Origin of the sequence: Duganella qianjiadongensis, assembly GCF_009857915.1 — a bacterium.
Classification (GTDB): Bacteria; Pseudomonadota; Gammaproteobacteria; order Burkholderiales; family Burkholderiaceae_D; genus Rugamonas; species Rugamonas qianjiadongensis.
Window position 1 is genome coordinate 88,071 of record NZ_WWCM01000015.1, and the last position, 17,587, is coordinate 105,657.

Here is a 17,587-nt window from a genome sequence, read left to right on the forward strand (position 1 = left end):
TACCTCATGCTGCAACTCAAAGACCCCAGTCTGCTGCGTCAGCAGGCCTATGTGAACGGCGCGTGGTGCGACGCCGATAACGGCGCCACGCTGGCCGTGCACAATCCCGCTACCGGCGAAAAACTGGGCAGCGTGCCGCTGATGGGCGCTGCCGAAACCCGTGCCGCCATCGCTGCCGCCCATGCCGCGTGGCCGGCATGGCGCAAGAAAACCGCCAAAGAACGAGCGGCCATCCTGCGCCGCTGGAATGACCTGATACTGGCCCATGCCGAAGACCTCGCGCAGCTGATGACGGCCGAGCAGGGCAAGCCGCTGGCCGAAGCGCGGGGCGAAGTGGCGTATGGCGCGTCCTTCATCGAATGGTTTGGCGAGGAAGCCAAGCGCATCGCCGGTGAAACGCTGGCGTCGCCATGGCCGGACCGGCGCCTGCTGGTGACCAAGGAGCCGATCGGCGTGTGCGCTGCCATCACGCCGTGGAACTTTCCGATTGCGATGATTACCCGCAAAGTGGGGCCGGCGCTGGCGGCGGGCTGCACCATGGTGCTGAAACCGGCGGAAGCAACGCCGTTTTGCGCGCTGGCGCTGGCCGAACTGGCTGAGCGGGCCGGTGTGCCGGCTGGCGTGTTCAGCGTGGTGACGGGCGACCCGGCAGCCATCGGCGGCGAACTGACGGCCAGCCCTATCGTGCGCAAGCTGACCTTTACCGGCTCCACTGCTGTGGGCCGACTGCTGATGGCGCAGAGCGCACCCACCATCAAGAAGCTGTCGCTGGAACTGGGCGGCAATGCACCCTTCATCGTGTTCGACGATGCCGACCTCGATGCGGCCGTGGAGGGGGCGCTGGCGTCCAAATACCGCAACGCGGGCCAGACCTGCGTGTGCGCCAACCGCATCTACGTGCAGGATGGCGTGTATGAGCGGTTTGCCGAAAAGCTGGTGGCAGCAGCGCGCAAGCTCAAGGTGGGCAACGGTGCCGAGGACGGTGTGACGCAAGGCCCGCTGATCAACGAGAAAGCCGTGCAGAAGGTGGAACAGCATGTGGCGGACGCCGTTGCCAAAGGTGGCCGCGTGCTGCTGGGCGGCCAGCGCCATGCGCTCGGTCATGGCTTCTTCGAGCCTACCGTGATTGCCGATGTGGATAACACCATGCTGGTGGCGACGGACGAAACTTTCGGTCCGCTGGCGCCACTGTTCCGCTTCCATACGGACGAGGAAGCGCTGGCGCTGGCCAACGCTACGGAGTTCGGGCTGGCCAGCTACTTCTATTCGCGCGATATCGGCCGCATCTGGCGCGTGGCCGAGGGGCTGGAAAGCGGCATGGTGGGTGTGAATACGGGACTGATTTCCAACGAGATTGCACCGTTTGGCGGCGTCAAGCAATCCGGTCTGGGGCGCGAAGGTTCGCACTACGGCCTCGATGACTACCTCGTCATCAAATACATCTGTCTGGGCGGCATCTAGACGGGCTCAGGGTACTGGCCGGCTGCACCCCTGTGAGCTTGTCCACCATGCGTTTGACGGCCGCCATCTGGTGGCCGGACTTGAGCGCGTAGCGTGCATCGTCGTAGGCAAACCAGTCCCAGCATGCTTCCGGATTGGACGCGATGGCGGACGCCTGCGGGTACAGGATCATCAGGCGGTTGCTGTCGGCCCAGGCGTTATAGCCAGCGTGCTCGATGAAGGTGCTGCCTATGCTGTCGGTATCCTGCAGGCAGCCGTGGAAGGCCACGTGCAGCCGGCAGCCCGCGCCGGCGCTGTCTTCGCAGCTTTTCGGCAGATACAGATAGCCCACTGTCGCCATGCCGTGCAGCGTGGGGAAGGGCAGGAATTCGCCCTGCACGAAGGCCAGCACGCGCCCTGCAGGCGGCCCGCTGTTGCGCGGGAGCAGCGGGCCGTAGATCCATTGCAGCAGTTGCCCTGCGGCATCGTAGGTGCAGTTGTTGATGTAGGGGCTGCCCAGATGGGCGCAAGGGTTGCCATACAGGTCGGTGGGCAGGGCGTGCTCGGCGGGCAGCATGCGGCGGTAGACGATCTGGCTGGCCGCCATATAGTGCCGGTAGTAGTTGTACAGGTCGGTCATCACGGGTTGCGGCACGATGCTGTCCACACTGCCCGACAGCATCCAGACCTTGTGGCTGGCCAGCCGTTCGGGCGGGTCGATGGCGCCCTCGGCGGCAAACCAGTCAGTGAGCACGATCAGGTCGGCGATATTGGTGCCGCCCGGATGGACGCGGCAGGCAAACAGGCTGCTGGTGCAGCTGCAGCGGGTAGTAGCGGTATAAGCGCTGCCCTGCGCGCAGAAATACGGCCCGCCGGCGATGATGCCCGCTCCCTGCACCGTGGCGGAGTAGGCCACTTCGAACTGCACGGCCATGAAGCCGCCCGAAGACAGGCCCGAAACGCTGACCTGTCCGGCCGCCATGGGCGGTAGCAGCTGCACTTGCACCTGAGCCGCCACGCTGCCGGCCGCCAGCAGCCAGAGCAGACAGACCAGCTCGCGTAGCAGGGCAAGACCGTATCCCTGTGGTCTGAACTGCCGTGTCTGCCTTGTTTGTCGCCATTTCATCGCTATTCCTTCGCGCTACTGCTAGCCAGTTTGGAATCTGGTGGATGCGCGAATTTAATCTGTCTCAATCGTGTGGCGGCGCGAGTAAGGGAAAAAAGTTGCGCTCCAGCGAAGTGTTGGCTTTTGGAATAGAATCATTTTTTTACCTTTTTCGGCGAACCATCATGTCCAAGACCTTTGCTCAGTTGTGCCTGGTTTCTTCCCTGACCATGCTGCTCAGTGCTTCGGCATCGGCGCAGACGTCCGCTGCCGTGCCCGCAGCCAGTGCGCCCGCAGGCAGCTGCCCTGCCATCCTGAAGCAGACCTTCAAGCGCCTGCAGGATGACGCGCCACAGGATCTGTGCCAGTACGCCGGCAAGGTAGTGCTGGTGGTGAACACGGCCAGCTACTGCGGTTTCACCAGCCAGTACGAGGGGCTGGAAGCCATGTATGCCAAATACAGCGGCAAGGGACTGGTGGTGCTGGGCTTCCCGTCCAACGATTTCGGCCAGCAGGAGCCGGGCAGCAGCAAGGAAATTGCCGATTTCTGCTTCAACACCTATGGCGTGAAGTTCCCCATGTTTGCCAAGTCCATCGTGTCGGGCAAGGAGCCTAATCCGCTGTACGTCAACCTGATCAAGGCGACGGGCAAGACTCCGGCCTGGAACTTCCACAAATACCTGATCGACCGTAAGGGCAACGTGGTGGAAAGCTTCGGCAGCAAAGTCACGCCGACCGACAAGCAGCTGGTGAGCGCAGTAGAAAAAGCGCTGGCCATGTAAGCCGCCGCTGGTGACCGGCGCTGCTTGAGCAAGTTCAGGCGCCGGTGACCAGCGTAAATCCTTCATCGAGCCAGCCGGTGATTCCGCCTGGCATCACTTTGACGGGCCGACCCAGTTGCGCCAGCCGTACGGCGGCGCGCGCAGCGCCATTGCAGTGGGGACCCGCGCAATACACCACGAATAGCGTGTCTTGCGGGTAGTGCGCCAGTTTCGCGGCGATGATCTTGCCATGGGCCAGATCGAGCGCGCCCGCCACATGGCCGGCCTGATATTTTTCCGTACCGCGTACATCGAGCAGCACAAAATCGTGCGGGCCGTTGCTGAGGGCGTCGTGCACGTCCCAGCAATCCGTTTCGTAGCGGAACTGGTCTTCGAAATAGCTGAGGGCGGCGCTGCTGCTGGCGGCGGGAATGGCGCTGACACGCGAGGCTGAGGACATGCGATCTCCTTGAACGGTGGTTGATGTGGTGATTGTGGCGCTGGCCAGTCGCGCAAACTAGTGGCGCATCAGCCAATCTACGTTAAGATTGCGCCATGAAAAAGCATCTGGTAGTGGCTTTGGCCTATGACCGTCTGTGCACCTTCGAATTCGGCTGCACGGTGGAACTGTTCGCACTGGAACGCCCCGAATTGGAGGTGGACTGGTACGACTTTGCCGTCTGTGCCATCGAGCCGGGGGCTATCCGTGCGGCAGGCGGCATCATGGTGCAGGCGCCGTATCAGCCGGAACTGCTGGCGCAGGCCGATACCATCGTGATTCCGGGCTGGCGCGATGCCGACGAAGTGCCGCCAGCCGCCTTGCTGGAACAGCTCAGGGCTGCGCACCAGCGCGGCGCGCGTCTGTGCTCGATCTGCTCCGGTGTGTTCGTGCTGGCGGCGGCGGGGCTGCTCGATGGTCTGCCCGCCACTACCCACTGGCGTTATGCCGCAAAGCTGGCGCAGCGCTATCCGCAGATACAGGTGCAGCCCGATGATCTGTATGTGGATAACGGCCAGCTGATTACGGCCGCCGGTTCGGCGGCGGGGCTCGATATGCTGCTGCATTTGGTGCGGCGCGATTACGGCGCCAGGGTAGGCAATCAGGTCGCGCAGCGGCTGGTAGTGGCGCCCCATCGCGAAGGCGGGCAGGCGCAGTTTCTGCCCCGTCCCATGGCCAGTAGCGAAGCAGGGCGGCTGTCGCGCCTGATGGACTGGCTGCGCAGCCATCCGGCCCAGCCGCATACGGTGGCCAGCATGGCCGAACAGGCGGCCATGAGTCCGCGTACCTTGCAGCGCCAGTTCCAGCAGGCCACCGGCATGGGGCCGCTGGAATGGCTGATCCGCGAACGTGTGGCGCTGGTGAAGGACATGCTGGAAGTGCCCGATGTGCCGCTGGCGCAGATTGCCGAGCGCACGGGCTTTGCCTCGGAAGAGTCCTTGCGCCATCATTTCCGCCGTCTGCTTGCGACCTCGCCCGGTGCCTACCGCAAGCGCTTTGCTACGGCCTAGCGCGCTGCCTGTCTGCGGGCAGAGCAGCGCTGCTGGCCGGTATCGTGCGGCGCTTGTGATTCTCCGCCTAACTGGCTACTCTGGAACTCTGGACGGAAAAGGAGAACAGCATGGCTTATGTTGATGGATTTGTGATTCCTCTGCCCAAGGAAAACCTTGAGGCCTATCTCGATATGTCGCGCCAGTGCGGCGCAATCTGGAAAGAATACGGTGCGCTGGAGTTCCGCGAATGTGTGGGCGACGATGTTCCGCCGGGCAAGGTGACTTCCTTTCCTCTCAGCGTAGATCTGCGCGACGGCGAAGCCGTGGTGTTCTCGTGGATAGTCTATGCTTCGCGCGCCGAGCGCGACGCCATCAACGACAAGGCCATGAACGATCCCCGCATGGCGCACTTCATGGACCCGAAAAATCTGCCTTTCGACGGCAAGCGCATGATCTACGGCGGCTTCGAAATGATGATCGATCTGTAGTGAGGCAGGGAGGCTAGCCGGCCAGCACGGCAGGTATTACGCCGCGCAAGGCATTGCAGACCATGATGGCCTGCGCCTTCTCCAGCATGGCGCGGGTGATGACGGCTTCCTCGATCTGCCATTGCGGATCATCGAGCAGCACGGCGCGCATTACGCCCGGCAGCAGTCCCGACGATAGTGGCGGGGTGTACCAGCGTCCGTCCAGCTGCACCAGCACATTGCTGCGGCCGCCCTCCGTCAGTTCGCCCCGTTCGTTAAAGAACAGCGTGTCGAAGCCACCTTGTGCTTCGGCGCCACGCCACGCCGCGTCGTAGCGCGTGCGGATGCTGGTTTTGTGGCGCAGGAACAGGTCGCTGGCGCTGGTGGCATCCGCCGCCAGCAGCAGTTTGACGGGCGTGGCCAGCGGCGTGATAGCGGCCTGCTGGACGGTCAACTCGCCACTGGCAGACAGTGCCAGCCGCAGGCGGTAGGTGTGGTGCGGCGCCATGCTGGCGCAAGCTTGCGCGATGGCTGCCGCGGCAGCATCGGCATCGCACGGATAGCCGAAGTACTGCGCCGAAGCGGCCAGCCGTGCCAGATGGCGCGCCTGATGCCGAGCGCCTGCATGGCTGGCCTGCAGCGTTTCAAAAATTTCGAACTGGCTTTGCAGGCCGGTAAGGAAGCGGGCTTTGAGCTGGCATTCGGCATATTCCCCGGCCGCGTCGCTGTCGAACACGATGCCTGCGCCCACGCCCATTTCACCGCGCCGGATGCCGAGAGCAGCATCGGGCGCCTGCAAAGCCAGCGTACGGATGGGAACCGACATGCAGAAGTCGCCCACCTTGCCATCGCTGCGCGGATCGAACCAGCCGATGGCGCCTGTGTAGATGCCGCGCGGGTCGGGCTCCAGCTCGCGGATGATTTCCATGGTGCGGCGCTTGGGCGCACCGGTAATCGAACCGCAAGGGTAGAGCGCGGCAAAGATGTCGGCCAGCGTGGCGTCGTCACGCAGTTGCGCCGTAATGGTGGACGTCATTTGCAGCACGCTGCTATAGCGCTGCACGTCGAACAGGGCAGGTACCTGCACGCTGCCGGTAGTGGCAATGCGCGCCACGTCATTGCGCAGCAGGTCGACGATCATCAGGTTTTCTGCGCGGTTTTTGGCGTCCGCTGCCAGTGCCTGTGCGCGGCGCCGGTTTTCGGCCTCGTCGTCGCAGGCGGGAGCAGTGCCTTTCATCGGACGCGCCGTCAGCACGCCATGCTGATGGCGTACAAACAGTTCCGGCGAGAGCGACAGGATGGCACTGCCATCGTCCAGTTGCAGCAGCGCGCCAAAAGGCACGGGCTGGCGCTCGCGCAGGCGCGCGTACAGCGCGTAGATGCTGCCGTAGGCGTCGAAACGCAGGCGGTAGGTGTAGTTGACCTGATAGGTATCGCCCGCCGCGATGTAGTCGTGGATGCGTGCCAGCGCGGTGCTGAAGGCCGGCTGGTCGATATTCGGGCGGATGTTGGCAATGCCGGCGTTGTGCGGCAGTGGCTGCGCTGCAATCGTGTTGCCTGCACTGTCCGGCGCGCTGCTGCGCGCCGCCAGCCATGCGCCGACTGCTTCGCTGTCGAGCAGGTCGCAGCGCGAGAACAGCAGTATCTGCGCCAGTCCCGCTGTAGGCGCCGCATTGATGCCGTCCAGTTGCAGCAATTGTTCGCCCAGTTCGTAATGGCAGACGGTGACGGCATAGGCGCCTTGAGTGAGCGCCGTCTGCATCTGTTCCAGCAGCTGCGGCCACTGGCTGATGTGCTGGCAGTGCAGGGTGGCCAGATGGCCGGTGTACAGGCGCGAGCGGTGCGGCGCACCTGCGCCGGCGGGAGGGGTGTGCGGGCTGGCGTCGTCCAGCAGCGCAAAGACTTCTACTTCCATGCTTCTACATCCATGTTCAGGAAGTCAGCAGCAAGGCAATTTGCAGCGGCGCGTCCTGGGTGGGGTTATTCTTGAAGCCGCTCTTGGCATAACGGTGCCAGCGTCCGATCACGAAACTCACCAGCATGCTGGCGCGCGCCGGCACATCGGCCTCGCGCGCATGGCCTTCGCTGGCGGCGATGCGCAGGGCCTGTTTCAGCGCCAGCTCCACGCGGTCGTAGAACTGGTTCATGCGCAGTTGCAGCCGTTCGTCCTCGTTGACCAGCGCTTCACCCGTCAGCACGCGTGTCATGCCGGGGTTCTGTGCTGAAAAATTCAGCAGCATGCCCACCATATCACGCGCTTGCAGCAGGCCGTCGCTCTGTTGTTCGGTGATGCGGTTAATCAGGCCGAACACGGTCGCTTCGATAAATTCGATCAGACCCTCGAACATTTGCGCCTTGCTGGCGAAATGGCGGTACAGCGCCGCCTCGGAAAACTCCAGCTTGCGCGCCAGCGCAGCGGTGGTAATCCGGTCGCCCTTGGGCTGTTCCAGCATTTCGGCCAGTGCTTGCAGTATCTGCATGCGGCGTTGGCCCGGCGGTGTGCTTGCCATGTGATCTCGCAGTGGTGATGGTCGAATCGGGTGGGCTGCTAGCGGGGTGTTAGCGCAAATGGTGCAGGCGGGCCGGCAGCTGTCGGACAGATTTTACTTTGACATCGACATAAGCGGGGCGAATTAAGCGTTTTTGCTGGTGCGCCATGCCGGCCCAGTCTTCCTGCGTCAGGTACTGGGTGACCCATGCCGTGCGGATGCCCAGCTGGTGCGCCGTGCGCAGATTGGCCAGCGTGTCCTCCACCAGCACGCAGCGGCCGGGGCGCAGCTGGTGGCGCCGCAGCAGGCTACGCAGCAGCAGGCGCGATGGCTTGGGGCGCATTTTGCCGTGTACCGTCATGGCTTCCACCGCCACGTGGTGGCTGAACTGGCGCTGCAGGCCCAGATGGCGCACCACCCTGGTGGAATAGCGGTGCGGCGCATTGGTTAGCAGGATTTTGCGGCCGGGCAGGCGGCGCAGCAGCTGGCGCAGGCCTGTTTCGGCGCGGATCATGCTGTGCAGCTGCTCCAGATTGTGGGTCTCGTGCAGGAAATGCGCGGCGTCCACGTTGTGGTGCTTGACCAGTCCCAGCATGGTTACGCCGTAGCGGCGCCAGTAGCCGGTGCGGGCCGCTTCCACCTGCTCCGGCGTGGCGGGCGTGGTGCCGTCGCCCAGCACGCGGGCGATGTAGTCGTTCATCCGCCCCATAATTGCGGGGAAGATGGCGTGCGAGGCGTTGTGCAGGGTGTTATCGAGATCGAATAGCCACACCGTGTCTTTGCGGGTAATAATGCTCACTTCAAGTATTCATTTCGGATTTGCTGAAAAAAGGGTGTCATGCTGCGTCAGATTATAGTGATGTTCTGCAGTTTGCTCGCGCTGCTGCTCTCGCCCCTTGCCGCATACGGCGAAAACACCGGTAGCCGGCATGGCGCACTGTTCAGGATCGAGCAGCAGGGCCATACACTTTACCTGTTCGGCACCATCCACGTTGGCGCCGCCGATTTTTATCCATTAGAGCCGCAGCTGGCGCAACTGCTGGAGCAGGCACCGGTGCTGGCGCTGGAGATCGATCCGCTGGGTGACCAGCAGGCGCTGGCCCGCGTGGTGCAGCGCTATGGCATGCAGGCCAGAGGCGGCGCTGCGCCATTGCTACCAGCATCGTGGCGTTTGCGGCTGGAGCGCCTGCTGCGCGAATATCACATCGAGGCTGGCAGCGTGGCCGCCATGAAGCCGTGGCTACTGGCCAGCGTGCTGACGATTTCCGAGTTTTCCAATCAGGGCTACAGCACGGCGCTGGCGGTGGATGCCTACCTGTCGCAGCAGGCGCACAAGCGTGGCCAGAAAGTGGTGGAGCTGGAATCGGCGGAAAGCCAGATGGCGCTGTTCGACGGCATGGGCGGGGCGCAGCAGCTGGTGTTTTTGCAGGAGGCTATCGCCGGTATCGAATCGCGCGAACAGGCCAGTCAGGCACGCGCTATCGGCGATGCGTGGCGCCACGCCGATGCAGCGGCGCTGGACGAACTGGCCAGCAAGGCCGAGCAGGACGACAGCTATTCGGGACGTTTTGTGCAGAAGGTGCTGCTGGAAGGGCGTAATCCCGCGCTGGCCGATGGCATGCAGCGGCTGATGGAGCAGTCCGATAAAGCGGTGGCCGCAATCGGCATTCTGCATCTGGTGGGACGCTACAGCGTGCCGGAACTGCTGCGTCAGCGCGGCCTGAAGGTAGAACGGCTGTACTAGCGCAGGGCGTCACAAAGCCTGACAGGGCAGTCTGATGACAATTCTAGAGCGGGGGAGGGTACAGCAGAATGGTGCCCTTGACGTGGATTGAACACGTGGCCTCTCCCTTACCAAGGGAGTGCTCTACCACTGAGCTACAAGGGCATTGAATGTGGCGGTACGCTAAAACTGTGGCTTAACAGCACCGCCAAATTTTTAGTGAGACCGGATCATAGTGCCAAAAGCCTGTTCGGTCAAGACTTCCAGCAATAAAGAGTGCTCAATCCGGCCATCAATGATGTGAACCGTGTTCACGCCAGACTTGGCAGCGTCCAGTGCTGACGAAATTTTAGGCAGCATACCGCCCGAAATCGTACCGTCGGCGAACATTTCGTCGATCTCCCGGGCGGACAGGTCGGTGACCAGATTGCCCTGTTTATCCTGCACGCCGGCGATGTTGGTCATCATGATCAGCTTTTCAGCTTTCAGGATTTCGGCGATCTTGCCAGCGACGACGTCGGCATTGATGTTGTAAGCCTGACCATCCTGACCGAAGCCGATAGGCGAGATGATAGGAATGAAGGCATCGTCCTGCAGGGCTTTTACCACGGCCGGGTTGATGGCGTCGATTTCGCCCACAAAGCCGATGTCGAGGAACTCGCCCGGGTTGTCGCGGTCTGGCATCGCCATTTTGCGTGCGCGGATCAGACCACCGTCTTTACCCGTCAGACCCACGGCCTGACCGCCGTAGTGATTGATCAGCATCACGATATCCTGCTGCACTTCGCCGCCCAGCACCCACTCCACCACTTCCATGGTTTCTTCGTCGGTGATACGCATGCCCTGCACGAAGGTGCCCTGCTTGCCGATTTTTTTCAGCGCGTTGTCGATCTGCGGACCGCCGCCGTGCACCACCACCGGATTCATACCCACCAGCTTGAGCAGAATCACATCGCGCGCGAAGCCGTGTTTCAGGCGCTCGTCCGTCATGGCATTGCCACCGTATTTGATGACGATGGTCTTGCCATGGAAATTGCGGATGTAGGGCAGGGCCTCAGCCAGAATCTGCGCCTTGATCTGCGGCGAAACCGCAGTCAGGTCATCATTCATGCCTAAGTTCAGGTTGGTCAGTTGGGTCATGGCGAGTCCGGAAAAAATTTTTGTGCAATTTTACAGCCTGTAGCGGCCGTAGACCACGCATTATAGGGCTATCTGGTTGTATTTTCTTAGATCCTCCGCTACGCTGGCCGCCATATGAGCCCACCTGACACCTTGCACCGCCAACTGGAACAGATGCGTCCCCAGCTTGTCCGATTTGCACAATTGCAAATTAGGAATCAGGCGCTGGCCGAGGATGCCGTGCAGGACGCCCTGATCGCCGTGCTGGAAAAGCCCGAGCGTTTTAGCGGCGCATCCACGCTGCGCACCTATGTGACGGGCATCCTCAAGTTCAAGATCATCGATTGCCTGCGTGCCTCCACCCGCGAGCGCCAGTTCGATACCGACGAGGGGCAGGGCGATGATGAGCTGATCGATGCGCTGTTCACGGCCAACGGCCACACGGTGGCGCCGCCGCAGTCGTGGGGCGACCCAGATACGGCGCTGGAGCAGAAGGACTTCTTCCGCACGCTGGAGCTGTGTCTGGAAAAGCTGCCGTCCCAGACGGCGCGCGTGTTCATGATGCGCGAATGGCTGGAACTGGAGACGGAAGAAATCTGTAAGGAACTGGCGATTACTTCGTCTAATGCCTGGGTGCTGCTGTATCGCGCGCGCTTGCGCCTGCGCGAATGCCTGGACCTGAACTGGTTCGGCCAGCGCAGCCCTCAATGAATCGAGCCGAATATGACGCATCCTGACAAAACCGGATTGAAACCGACCTGCCGCGAAGCGCACCGGCTGGTATCGGAGGGCATGGATCGCGAACTGTCGTTCGTGGAGCGCACCCGTTTGCGCCTGCACCTGATGGTGTGCGATGGCTGCACCCGTTTCAACGGCCAGATGTCGCTGCTGCGCACGGCCATGCGCCGCTTCCCCGACGAGCACGGAAAATAGCCATGAGCCAGTGCACCCGCTGCGGCGCCCAGTTCCATTGCGCGATGGCGGATGGCGCAGCGCCTGCCATCGATGCTGCTTCCGCGCAGAGCGGCAGTTCCGCCGTGGCAGAAGCGCCGTGCTGGTGTACCGAACTGCCCATGCTGCTGCCGGTGCCGGTAGCCGGTGCCTCCGGCTGCTGGTGTCCCGACTGCCTGCGCGCCGAGATCGCGGCCCAGCAGCGCGCCCACGCTGGCGGCAGCGCCGCTACGGAACTCAAGCGCTAGCGCACGGTACGGAAGAAGCGCAGCATCTCGCGGCTGGCGTTGGGGCCGCGCGCATCCGTGTAACTACCGTTGGCACTGCCGCCAAACCACGCATGGCCCGCGCCATGCACCAGCCAGTGCTCGCCCAGCGGTTTGCCATTTGCGCCCGTGTGGGTGGTGCGCGTGTAGCGGTGGCCGTTGGGCACATCGCCGCTGCGGATTTCGGCCTGGCCATGCTGGGGCAGCAGGCGCTGCGCCATCACCTGTTCGCCATTGCGGGGATTAACGGTGGTATCGCTGTCGCCGTGGAACACAATGATGGGCTGACTGGCCGGTGCGGAAGCCACGGCCATGCTGCTGGCGCCGCGCTTCATGGCCGACAGCGCCGAAGGCAGATCCTGTGCCGAGCCGTAAGGCAGGCCGGAATGCACGCCCACAGCGGCAAACAGCTCCGGATACAGGGTGCCGACGATCACCGCCATGGCGCCGCCTGCGGACAACCCTGCCACATAGACCTGTTCTTTGACGACGGGATACTCTGCCATGACCTGCGCCGTCATGCCGGCGATGATGGAGGGTTCGCCCTGGCCGCGCTGCTGGTCGATGGCATTGAACCAGTTCCAGCATTTGGCCTGATTGGCGGCCGGGCTTTGCGCCGGATACAGCACGAAATACTGGTTTTCTTCGGCCAGCTGGTTCATCTGGGTGCCGGCGGCAAAATCGTCGGGGTCCTGGGTGCAGCCGTGCAGCATCACCAGCAGCGGCATGGGCTGGCCGTGGTAGCAGGCTGGCACATACAGCTTGTACTGGCGGCTGCCTGCGTGGTTGCTGTAGCTGCCTTCGATGAAATGGGCATCGCGCGGCACCTTGGCTACCGGTGCCGGTTGCAGCAGCGAATTCAGATCGATCACGGGCAGGCTGCTCTGGTGCTGGCGCAGCGTGTCCATGGCCTGTTCCACTGCCTGCTCCACCGTCTGGCGGGTGTTACGGTCGAAAAGTTTCAGCGCGCTTGAACGCAGTTGCGAAAACAGAGGTAGTTTCATGATGTCCCTTTAGCGTATGCGCGGGGCCAGCGCCGTTTTGAGGACTGCGCTCGCATGTAGCGAACCCAGTACGAAGATTGATTCGATGGTGGCCAGCGCCAGTTCGACTGACACGTCGCTGGCGATGCTGGCCAGACCCAGTACATGGATGTGCAGGCGCTCACCGGCGGCCTGCAATGCTTCCAGATCGGCGCGCGAGTAATGCTGCATACCGAGCACCAGACTTTTGCGTGCTACCGTCTGTTTCACCACGTCGGCATGCAGGCCCAGCTGGTTGCGGATAGCTGTGCGGATCAGGTCGCTGCGATTGGCGTAAAAGCCTTCCTGCACCAGCAAATCGATCTGGCCCAGATCGATGGGGCCGAGATTGATGGTGATCTTTTCCGCCTCGGCGGTGCGCTCCTTGAGTTCCTGTCTGGCCATGATTCCCATCCAATCACCATCTATGTGGATGGTAGTATAGGACTGAAACGCTGCATAGCAAGCACTAACGTGCATGAGTACGGTTACAGCCTGTTTGTACTTGAAGGTTTTTGCCTAGCCGCAGACTATGGGAAAAATTTGTGTTTCAAAGAATTACTACTCCATCAATAGAATTAAGAGTGGCTATGTTGCGTCGTAATTGTGGTGCGAGGGTGGAATTTAATATTCAAATCGTTGTGTTACGTTTTTCTGATGCTTTGTCAAAAAAAGGCTGTAAAAGTCCTAATCCTAAGTGGAAGTATTTCTGTGAAATTTGGATAGCACGAGAATGCCAGTCTGTCTATTAAGAGTGTCGATAGCGCAAAGATATTCAAGCAAAGCTATACTGTAGCCGGTACTTTTATTATCTTTGGTACATAGGAATACGGATTAGTGGGATTTTCGGCTCAGTTCGGTTTCATGGCACGATTGGTTTGAGGGGGGGAATTTGAGCGCACTTGAATTGCTAAGCTAAGGAAGAAATCCTGATGGGGCTGGCTAGGAGCAGATAATAGGTCCTTAGTGGCTATTTCTATGGGGAAGCAATGAAGGGTGAAACTGATCATTGCTCATTAATATGCGTACTTTTACATACGCTTGTGATATTCCGTGAGAATGTTGTACTTAGTTTTCGATAGCATGTAAGAATTATCTTATTTGCGGCAGTCCGTTGCGCGATTTCTGCATTAGCCGTAACTAAGCGAGACTTAGTTCGCACAATGTGCAATTGTTGCGTAATTTCTTAAATTGCCTTTCGGAAAGTCTGGCAGCAAGAACTTGAAAACTAAAGTATGCATACCCAATCGATCTGCTTTGTAGCGACCAATAAATCAATTGGGCAGAAGCGGCAGACCCAGTTCAGCCATGACTCTGATGATTTGCTGATTGGCAAAATGCGCGCTCGTCGTTTCGCTCCTTTGAAGTACGTCGGAATCTCGACGACTGGCGACTGGGAGTTTCTAAATGAGCAGACGTTGGCAATGCTGGAAGCCCAGCATGCAGAACTTCCTATTGATCTCACGGCCCGGCTGCTGTCGAAATTTTTAATAGAATCGCCCCATCAGGGGAATGGTACGGTTCTACTTAAGAAAGCGCGGCTCGGCGCAAAACGCGCTACCGTACAGAGTGGAACGACGCTACACATTATCGTACCAACGCTCCAGTGTGCTCATTCATGCCAGTATTGTCAGGTCAGCCGGTCTCTGGAAAGTGTCGGCCACACGATGAGCACCGAAGACTTGGATGCTGCTTGCGACTTAATTTTTGATTCACCGTCTCGCACACTTACTGTCGAATTCCAGGGAGGTGACCCACTGCTTCGGTTCGATTTGGTAGAGAGGGCGATATTACGGATCCAACAACGCAACGCCGTTGAACAGCGTGCCATAAGGTTTGTTATAGCGTCGACACTTCATCAATTGACCTCCGATATGTGTGTGTTTTTTAAAGCACACAACGTCTATCTTTCAACGAGCATTGATGGCCCAGCCTGGCTACACAACAAAAATAGGCCAATCAGGGAAAAGGATTCGTATGAACGAACTTGGTCGAGCATTGATCTCGCTAGAAGATTAATAAGTGCAGACAGCGTATCGGCGCTGATGACGACTACTCGATTGTCTCTCCAATACCCGCATGAAATTGTGGATGAGTATGTACGCCTTGGATTCCGTGAAATATTCATCCGCCCTTTGAGTAGCTACGGATTCGCCAAGCGTAATCAAGCAAAATTGGGATACTCGATCGATGACTTCATGGCGTTTTACGACACTGCGTTGGAACGTGTGTTGTGGTGGAATGCGCGCGGTGTCGAAATTCGAGAGGTGTATGCAGCTATTATCGTCAACAAGCTTCTTTCAACTTTCGATGCTGGCTTTGTGGATTTGCAAAGCCCTACCGGAGCTGGGGTAGGCGTGCTGGTTTATAACTATGACGGCTATATCTATCCTAGTGACGAGGCGCGGATGCTGGCCGAAACTGGTGATCAAAGTCTGAGAATGAGAGCGATTCGGGGACCTGCTGATAAGGACGTGCATGTCGTTACGCAGCTACGAAAAGCGAGTGAACCTGATAGCGTCGATGGATGCCAGACGTGTGCCTACCATGCCTATTGCGGACCGAATCCGGTCGATGCTCAAGCCCAGCACGGGAGTATGTTCGCGCCAGTCAGATCCACGGAGCATTGTGCTAGGCATTTGAGGCTATTTGACGGGATGTTTGAACGGCTTTCGACAGCCTCTGAAGATCAATTAGATCTTTTTCATTCGTGGGCGCAGCCTGCATTTATGCGTGGGCGTGTATGCGAAAAATAGCGGCGGTAACGAGCCCAGGAATCCAGCGTCGAGCCTATAGAACGGTCACTATTGATCAGGTCATCGCAGGATGGGTTCCTGATATTAATTTTATCGTTCCAATATGTGACGAGGCTGATGCAAGCCAAATTGAACAGCTTGCAGCGCGCGGCATTAATAACCTAGCTTGGATTAAAGCGTCGGAAATTGAACTCGGCGACATTATCTTTCCTGTTCCTGAAAAAGGGATTGTCGACGTTTCTTATCGCTGTTCGGATACGCACCATACGCTATTCGTGACGAATCGATGCAACAGCAATTGTTTAATGTGTTCACAACCACCAACAAAGGAGGAAGACGGCTGGCTTGTAGATGAGGCAATTGAAGTTGTTCGTCACATTGAACATTCGCCTCAAAACATTGGCATCACAGGAGGCGAACCATTGCTCTTGAACGCTCGCTTGCGTGATCTACTTAATGAAATAGAGCGCAGGCATCCCGCGACGCAAATTGATTTGCTAACAAATGGACGGCGACTTAGTGAACAAAGAGTCGTAGGAAATATACTTGATGGCTTGACAGCGAATGTGGCTTGGCTTGTTCCCCTGTACGGTCACGCGCACATGCTTCATGACTTTGTTGTGCAATCTCCGGGGGCGTTTGAGGAAACGCTGGAAGGTCTTTTGCGCCTTCAACAATATGGCCAACAGATTCAGTTGCGAGCGGTCTTGATCGAACCTGTGCTTGAGCACCTAGATGACCTTTGTGAGTTTATCGGAAGGAATCTGCCATTTGTCCACGAAGTCGCATTGATGGCGTGCGAGCCGATTGGATTTGCACTTGCGAACAAGGAGATCTGCGATCTTGATCTTAAAGATTGGTGGTCGCAGTTAACGGGGGCATCTCGGATATTGCGGCGGTATGGAGTCCGTCACTTAATTATGAATGCACCACTATGCGCGCTGCCAGAGTCGCTGTGGCCAATTGCCAGCCGTAGCATCTCCGATTGGAAGCAGGTCTATGCAGGCGAGTGCGAAGGGTGTGAGTTAAAGAGTTCTTGCAGTGGTCTGTTCGCTTGGCATGAGAGAGGCTGGATGCCTACAAGGATAATGAAAATAAAGAGGAGTGTGGAATGAGTCGATTCGTAAAGAACTTGGCATTATTTGTAGCAGGATTGCAGTTCTTGCCCGGAAAGTCGAATGCTGCGCAAGCGTTAGGGCCTTCAATAAATGGTAATGACGACTCTCGGGGAATCACCCTGCAGCCATTAAACGGAAAGTTCGATAATCTTTTTGCTGCTCACCGCTCACACTCCAGCCATAGCTCTCATTCAAGTCATAGCTCTCATGCATCACATTATTCTGGATCGACTGGGACAGTAGGAGCCTATACGGCGCCACAACCCGTGACAGCTGTGCCAACGACCCCATTACCGGCCCCAAGCCCGTCAACGTTAGCGGCGCCAACTGGCTCCGGCACCAATATTCAAACTGGCCGCGAAAGCATATCAACATTTTCGCCGCAGGGCTCAAATCAAGGGGCGACGTCGAATAGCACTTCTGCGCCGAATACGCGTTCAACACCAACTTCTAATCCAGGAGGGCTGGAGAGCGCCGCTCAAGGCGTGGGACAAAAAAGTGAGGTCACTCTATCGAAGGCTGAAAAACTTCATCTGCAAATTTTCCGAGTTCAGTTGAGGTTAAATAGTCTTGGTTTATTTAATAGTCAAATCAATGGAAAGATGGACGACGAGACGAAGAAGGCACTGAGGATGTTTCAAAGTATCAAAGGACTTCCTGAAAATAGCCTTATGACAAACGACACGTTAAATGCACTAGGTGTTCCTGCGGTGAAGTAAGCGGCGGCAACGATGCCCGCTCAGCTTAGTTTACAGCATGCCCTTATACACAAGTCCAGCCGGAGCCTCGCCCGAGCTGAAACCGGCTTAGCTGGTCAATTTTCGCATCTGCCCTTGTAAACTGCCGACTTTTCGCGTTTACTCTCGTCTTTTGGGTGAC

Annotated in this window: 19 protein-coding genes and 1 tRNA gene; 11 read left to right on the forward strand and 9 right to left on the reverse strand. The window is 59.0% G+C overall.

Annotation, left to right across the window (positions count from 1 at the left end):
* Nucleotides 1-6 precede the first annotated feature (6 nt).
* On the forward strand, nucleotides 7-1,461 hold the full coding sequence (locus GTP27_RS18585; protein ID WP_161040643.1) for an NAD-dependent succinate-semialdehyde dehydrogenase: 1,455 nt from the start codon (nucleotides 7-9) through the stop codon (nucleotides 1,459-1,461).
* On the opposite strand, the gene GTP27_RS18590 is transcribed toward GTP27_RS18585, so the two are convergent.
* Nucleotides 1,433-2,566: an extracellular catalytic domain type 2 short-chain-length polyhydroxyalkanoate depolymerase gene (locus GTP27_RS18590; RefSeq protein WP_229634173.1), complete on the reverse strand. Its 1,134-nt coding sequence runs from the start codon at nucleotides 2,564-2,566 to the stop codon at nucleotides 1,433-1,435. The two genes, GTP27_RS18585 and GTP27_RS18590, sit on opposite strands and share 29 nt — an antisense overlap.
* Before the next feature lie 164 nt (nucleotides 2,567-2,730).
* Between GTP27_RS18590 and GTP27_RS18595 the strand changes: the two genes are divergently transcribed.
* The gene (locus tag GTP27_RS18595) at nucleotides 2,731-3,327 is read left to right on the forward strand and encodes a glutathione peroxidase (RefSeq protein WP_161040644.1); all 597 of its coding nucleotides are present in this window, start codon (nucleotides 2,731-2,733) and stop codon (nucleotides 3,325-3,327) included.
* Nucleotides 3,328-3,361: 34 nt separating this feature from the next.
* Here GTP27_RS18595 and GTP27_RS18600 read toward each other — a convergent pair whose 3' ends face one another.
* Entirely contained in the window at nucleotides 3,362-3,766 is a 405-nt protein-coding gene (locus GTP27_RS18600; protein ID WP_161040645.1) for a rhodanese-like domain-containing protein, read from the reverse strand.
* Between the two features lie 95 nt (nucleotides 3,767-3,861).
* On the opposite strand from GTP27_RS18600, the gene ftrA reads away from it, so the two are divergent.
* Nucleotides 3,862-4,815, forward strand: a complete 954-nt coding sequence (ftrA, locus tag GTP27_RS18605) for a transcriptional regulator FtrA (RefSeq protein WP_161040646.1) — start codon at nucleotides 3,862-3,864, stop codon at nucleotides 4,813-4,815.
* A 110-nt stretch (nucleotides 4,816-4,925) separates the two neighbouring features.
* Nucleotides 4,926-5,285, forward strand: coding sequence for a DUF1428 domain-containing protein (locus tag GTP27_RS18610; RefSeq protein ID WP_161040647.1), 360 nt, complete (start codon nucleotides 4,926-4,928; stop codon nucleotides 5,283-5,285).
* A 13-nt stretch (nucleotides 5,286-5,298) separates the two neighbouring features.
* Here GTP27_RS18610 and pabB read toward each other — a convergent pair whose 3' ends face one another.
* From pabB to GTP27_RS18625, 3 genes are read right to left on the reverse strand one after another with little or no spacing between them, the layout of a single operon-like run.
* On the reverse strand, nucleotides 5,299-7,179 hold the full coding sequence (gene pabB, locus GTP27_RS18615) for an aminodeoxychorismate synthase component I (protein WP_161040648.1): 1,881 nt from the start codon (nucleotides 7,177-7,179) through the stop codon (nucleotides 5,299-5,301).
* Nucleotides 7,180-7,195: 16 nt separating this feature from the next.
* Nucleotides 7,196-7,774, reverse strand: a complete 579-nt coding sequence (gene slmA, locus GTP27_RS18620) for a nucleoid occlusion factor SlmA (protein ID WP_161040649.1) — start codon at nucleotides 7,772-7,774, stop codon at nucleotides 7,196-7,198.
* Nucleotides 7,775-7,823: 49 nt separating this feature from the next.
* Nucleotides 7,824-8,552, reverse strand: coding sequence for an HAD-IA family hydrolase (locus tag GTP27_RS18625; RefSeq protein ID WP_371865949.1), 729 nt, complete (start codon nucleotides 8,550-8,552; stop codon nucleotides 7,824-7,826).
* Between the two features lie 39 nt (nucleotides 8,553-8,591).
* On the opposite strand from GTP27_RS18625, the gene GTP27_RS18630 reads away from it, so the two are divergent.
* Nucleotides 8,592-9,497 carry a TraB/GumN family protein gene (locus GTP27_RS18630; RefSeq protein WP_229634183.1) on the forward strand — a complete coding sequence of 302 codons (906 nt, stop codon included), beginning with the start codon at nucleotides 8,592-8,594 and terminating at the stop codon, nucleotides 9,495-9,497.
* Nucleotides 9,498-9,566: 69 nt separating this feature from the next.
* Here the strand turns inward: GTP27_RS18630 and GTP27_RS18635 are convergent.
* Nucleotides 9,567-9,641, reverse strand: a tRNA-Thr gene (locus GTP27_RS18635).
* A 51-nt stretch (nucleotides 9,642-9,692) separates the two neighbouring features.
* Nucleotides 9,693-10,586: an acetylglutamate kinase gene (argB, locus tag GTP27_RS18640; protein WP_161040666.1), complete on the reverse strand. Its 894-nt coding sequence runs from the start codon at nucleotides 10,584-10,586 to the stop codon at nucleotides 9,693-9,695.
* Between the two features lie 144 nt (nucleotides 10,587-10,730).
* Here argB and GTP27_RS18645 point away from each other — a divergent pair, with 144 nt between their 5' ends.
* From GTP27_RS18645 to GTP27_RS18655, 3 genes are read left to right on the forward strand one after another with little or no spacing between them, the layout of a single operon-like run.
* On the forward strand, nucleotides 10,731-11,306 hold the full coding sequence (locus GTP27_RS18645) for a sigma-70 family RNA polymerase sigma factor (protein ID WP_161040650.1): 576 nt from the start codon (nucleotides 10,731-10,733) through the stop codon (nucleotides 11,304-11,306).
* A 12-nt stretch (nucleotides 11,307-11,318) separates the two neighbouring features.
* On the forward strand, nucleotides 11,319-11,528 hold the full coding sequence (locus GTP27_RS18650) for a zf-HC2 domain-containing protein (RefSeq protein ID WP_161040651.1): 210 nt from the start codon (nucleotides 11,319-11,321) through the stop codon (nucleotides 11,526-11,528).
* 2 nt (nucleotides 11,529-11,530) lie between these two features.
* On the forward strand, nucleotides 11,531-11,794 hold the full coding sequence (locus GTP27_RS18655; protein WP_161040652.1) for a hypothetical protein: 264 nt from the start codon (nucleotides 11,531-11,533) through the stop codon (nucleotides 11,792-11,794).
* On the opposite strand, the gene GTP27_RS18660 is transcribed toward GTP27_RS18655, so the two are convergent.
* Complete coding sequence (locus GTP27_RS18660; protein WP_161040653.1) at nucleotides 11,791-12,816, reverse strand: extracellular catalytic domain type 1 short-chain-length polyhydroxyalkanoate depolymerase; 1,026 nt, start codon at nucleotides 12,814-12,816, stop codon at nucleotides 11,791-11,793. The two genes, GTP27_RS18655 and GTP27_RS18660, sit on opposite strands and share 4 nt — an antisense overlap.
* A gap of 9 nt (nucleotides 12,817-12,825) precedes the next feature.
* Nucleotides 12,826-13,239, reverse strand: coding sequence for a ribbon-helix-helix domain-containing protein (locus tag GTP27_RS18665; RefSeq protein ID WP_161040654.1), 414 nt, complete (start codon nucleotides 13,237-13,239; stop codon nucleotides 12,826-12,828).
* An 830-nt stretch (nucleotides 13,240-14,069) separates the two neighbouring features.
* Between GTP27_RS18665 and hxsB the strand changes: the two genes are divergently transcribed.
* Genes hxsB through hxsA form a run of 3 tightly spaced genes read left to right on the forward strand, consistent with a single transcriptional unit; the run spans nucleotide 14,070 to nucleotide 17,427 of the window.
* Nucleotides 14,070-15,590 carry a His-Xaa-Ser system radical SAM maturase HxsB gene (gene hxsB, locus GTP27_RS18670; RefSeq protein WP_229634185.1) on the forward strand — a complete coding sequence of 507 codons (1,521 nt, stop codon included), beginning with the start codon at nucleotides 14,070-14,072 and terminating at the stop codon, nucleotides 15,588-15,590.
* A complete protein-coding gene (gene hxsC / locus GTP27_RS18675; RefSeq protein ID WP_161040655.1) occupies nucleotides 15,578-16,705 on the forward strand; it encodes a His-Xaa-Ser system radical SAM maturase HxsC in 1,128 nt (375 codons plus the stop codon). Before hxsB ends, hxsC begins: the two co-directional genes overlap by 13 nt.
* Nucleotides 16,702-17,427 carry a His-Xaa-Ser repeat protein HxsA gene (gene hxsA / locus GTP27_RS18680; protein ID WP_161040656.1) on the forward strand — a complete coding sequence of 242 codons (726 nt, stop codon included), beginning with the start codon at nucleotides 16,702-16,704 and terminating at the stop codon, nucleotides 17,425-17,427. Before hxsC ends, hxsA begins: the two co-directional genes overlap by 4 nt.
* The last annotated feature ends 160 nt before the right edge of the window (nucleotides 17,428-17,587 follow it).

What these genes read in the sequence shown, in the direction of transcription:
- GTP27_RS18585 (WP_161040643.1), top strand. Translation starts at nt 7, where the DNA reads ATGCTGCAACTCAAAGACCCCAGTCTGCTGCGTCAGCAGGCCTATGTG.
- GTP27_RS18590 (WP_229634173.1), bottom strand. Translation starts at nt 2,566, where the DNA reads ATGAAATGGCGACAAACAAGGCAGACACGGCAGTTCAGACCACAGGGA.
- GTP27_RS18595 (WP_161040644.1), top strand. Translation starts at nt 2,731, where the DNA reads ATGTCCAAGACCTTTGCTCAGTTGTGCCTGGTTTCTTCCCTGACCATG.
- GTP27_RS18600 (WP_161040645.1), bottom strand. Translation starts at nt 3,766, where the DNA reads ATGTCCTCAGCCTCGCGTGTCAGCGCCATTCCCGCCGCCAGCAGCAGC.
- ftrA (WP_161040646.1), top strand. Translation starts at nt 3,862, where the DNA reads ATGAAAAAGCATCTGGTAGTGGCTTTGGCCTATGACCGTCTGTGCACC.
- GTP27_RS18610 (WP_161040647.1), top strand. Translation starts at nt 4,926, where the DNA reads ATGGCTTATGTTGATGGATTTGTGATTCCTCTGCCCAAGGAAAACCTT.
- pabB (WP_161040648.1), bottom strand. Translation starts at nt 7,179, where the DNA reads ATGGAAGTAGAAGTCTTTGCGCTGCTGGACGACGCCAGCCCGCACACC.
- slmA (WP_161040649.1), bottom strand. Translation starts at nt 7,774, where the DNA reads ATGGCAAGCACACCGCCGGGCCAACGCCGCATGCAGATACTGCAAGCA.
- GTP27_RS18630 (WP_229634183.1), top strand. Translation starts at nt 8,592, where the DNA reads ATGCTGCGTCAGATTATAGTGATGTTCTGCAGTTTGCTCGCGCTGCTG.
- argB (WP_161040666.1), bottom strand. Translation starts at nt 10,586, where the DNA reads ATGAATGATGACCTGACTGCGGTTTCGCCGCAGATCAAGGCGCAGATT.
- GTP27_RS18645 (WP_161040650.1), top strand. Translation starts at nt 10,731, where the DNA reads ATGAGCCCACCTGACACCTTGCACCGCCAACTGGAACAGATGCGTCCC.
- GTP27_RS18650 (WP_161040651.1), top strand. Translation starts at nt 11,319, where the DNA reads ATGACGCATCCTGACAAAACCGGATTGAAACCGACCTGCCGCGAAGCG.
- GTP27_RS18655 (WP_161040652.1), top strand. Translation starts at nt 11,531, where the DNA reads ATGAGCCAGTGCACCCGCTGCGGCGCCCAGTTCCATTGCGCGATGGCG.
- GTP27_RS18660 (WP_161040653.1), bottom strand. Translation starts at nt 12,816, where the DNA reads ATGAAACTACCTCTGTTTTCGCAACTGCGTTCAAGCGCGCTGAAACTT.
- GTP27_RS18665 (WP_161040654.1), bottom strand. Translation starts at nt 13,239, where the DNA reads ATGGCCAGACAGGAACTCAAGGAGCGCACCGCCGAGGCGGAAAAGATC.
- hxsB (WP_229634185.1), top strand. Translation starts at nt 14,070, where the DNA reads ATGCATACCCAATCGATCTGCTTTGTAGCGACCAATAAATCAATTGGG.
- hxsC (WP_161040655.1), top strand. Translation starts at nt 15,578, where the DNA reads ATGCGAAAAATAGCGGCGGTAACGAGCCCAGGAATCCAGCGTCGAGCC.
- hxsA (WP_161040656.1), top strand. Translation starts at nt 16,702, where the DNA reads ATGAGTCGATTCGTAAAGAACTTGGCATTATTTGTAGCAGGATTGCAG.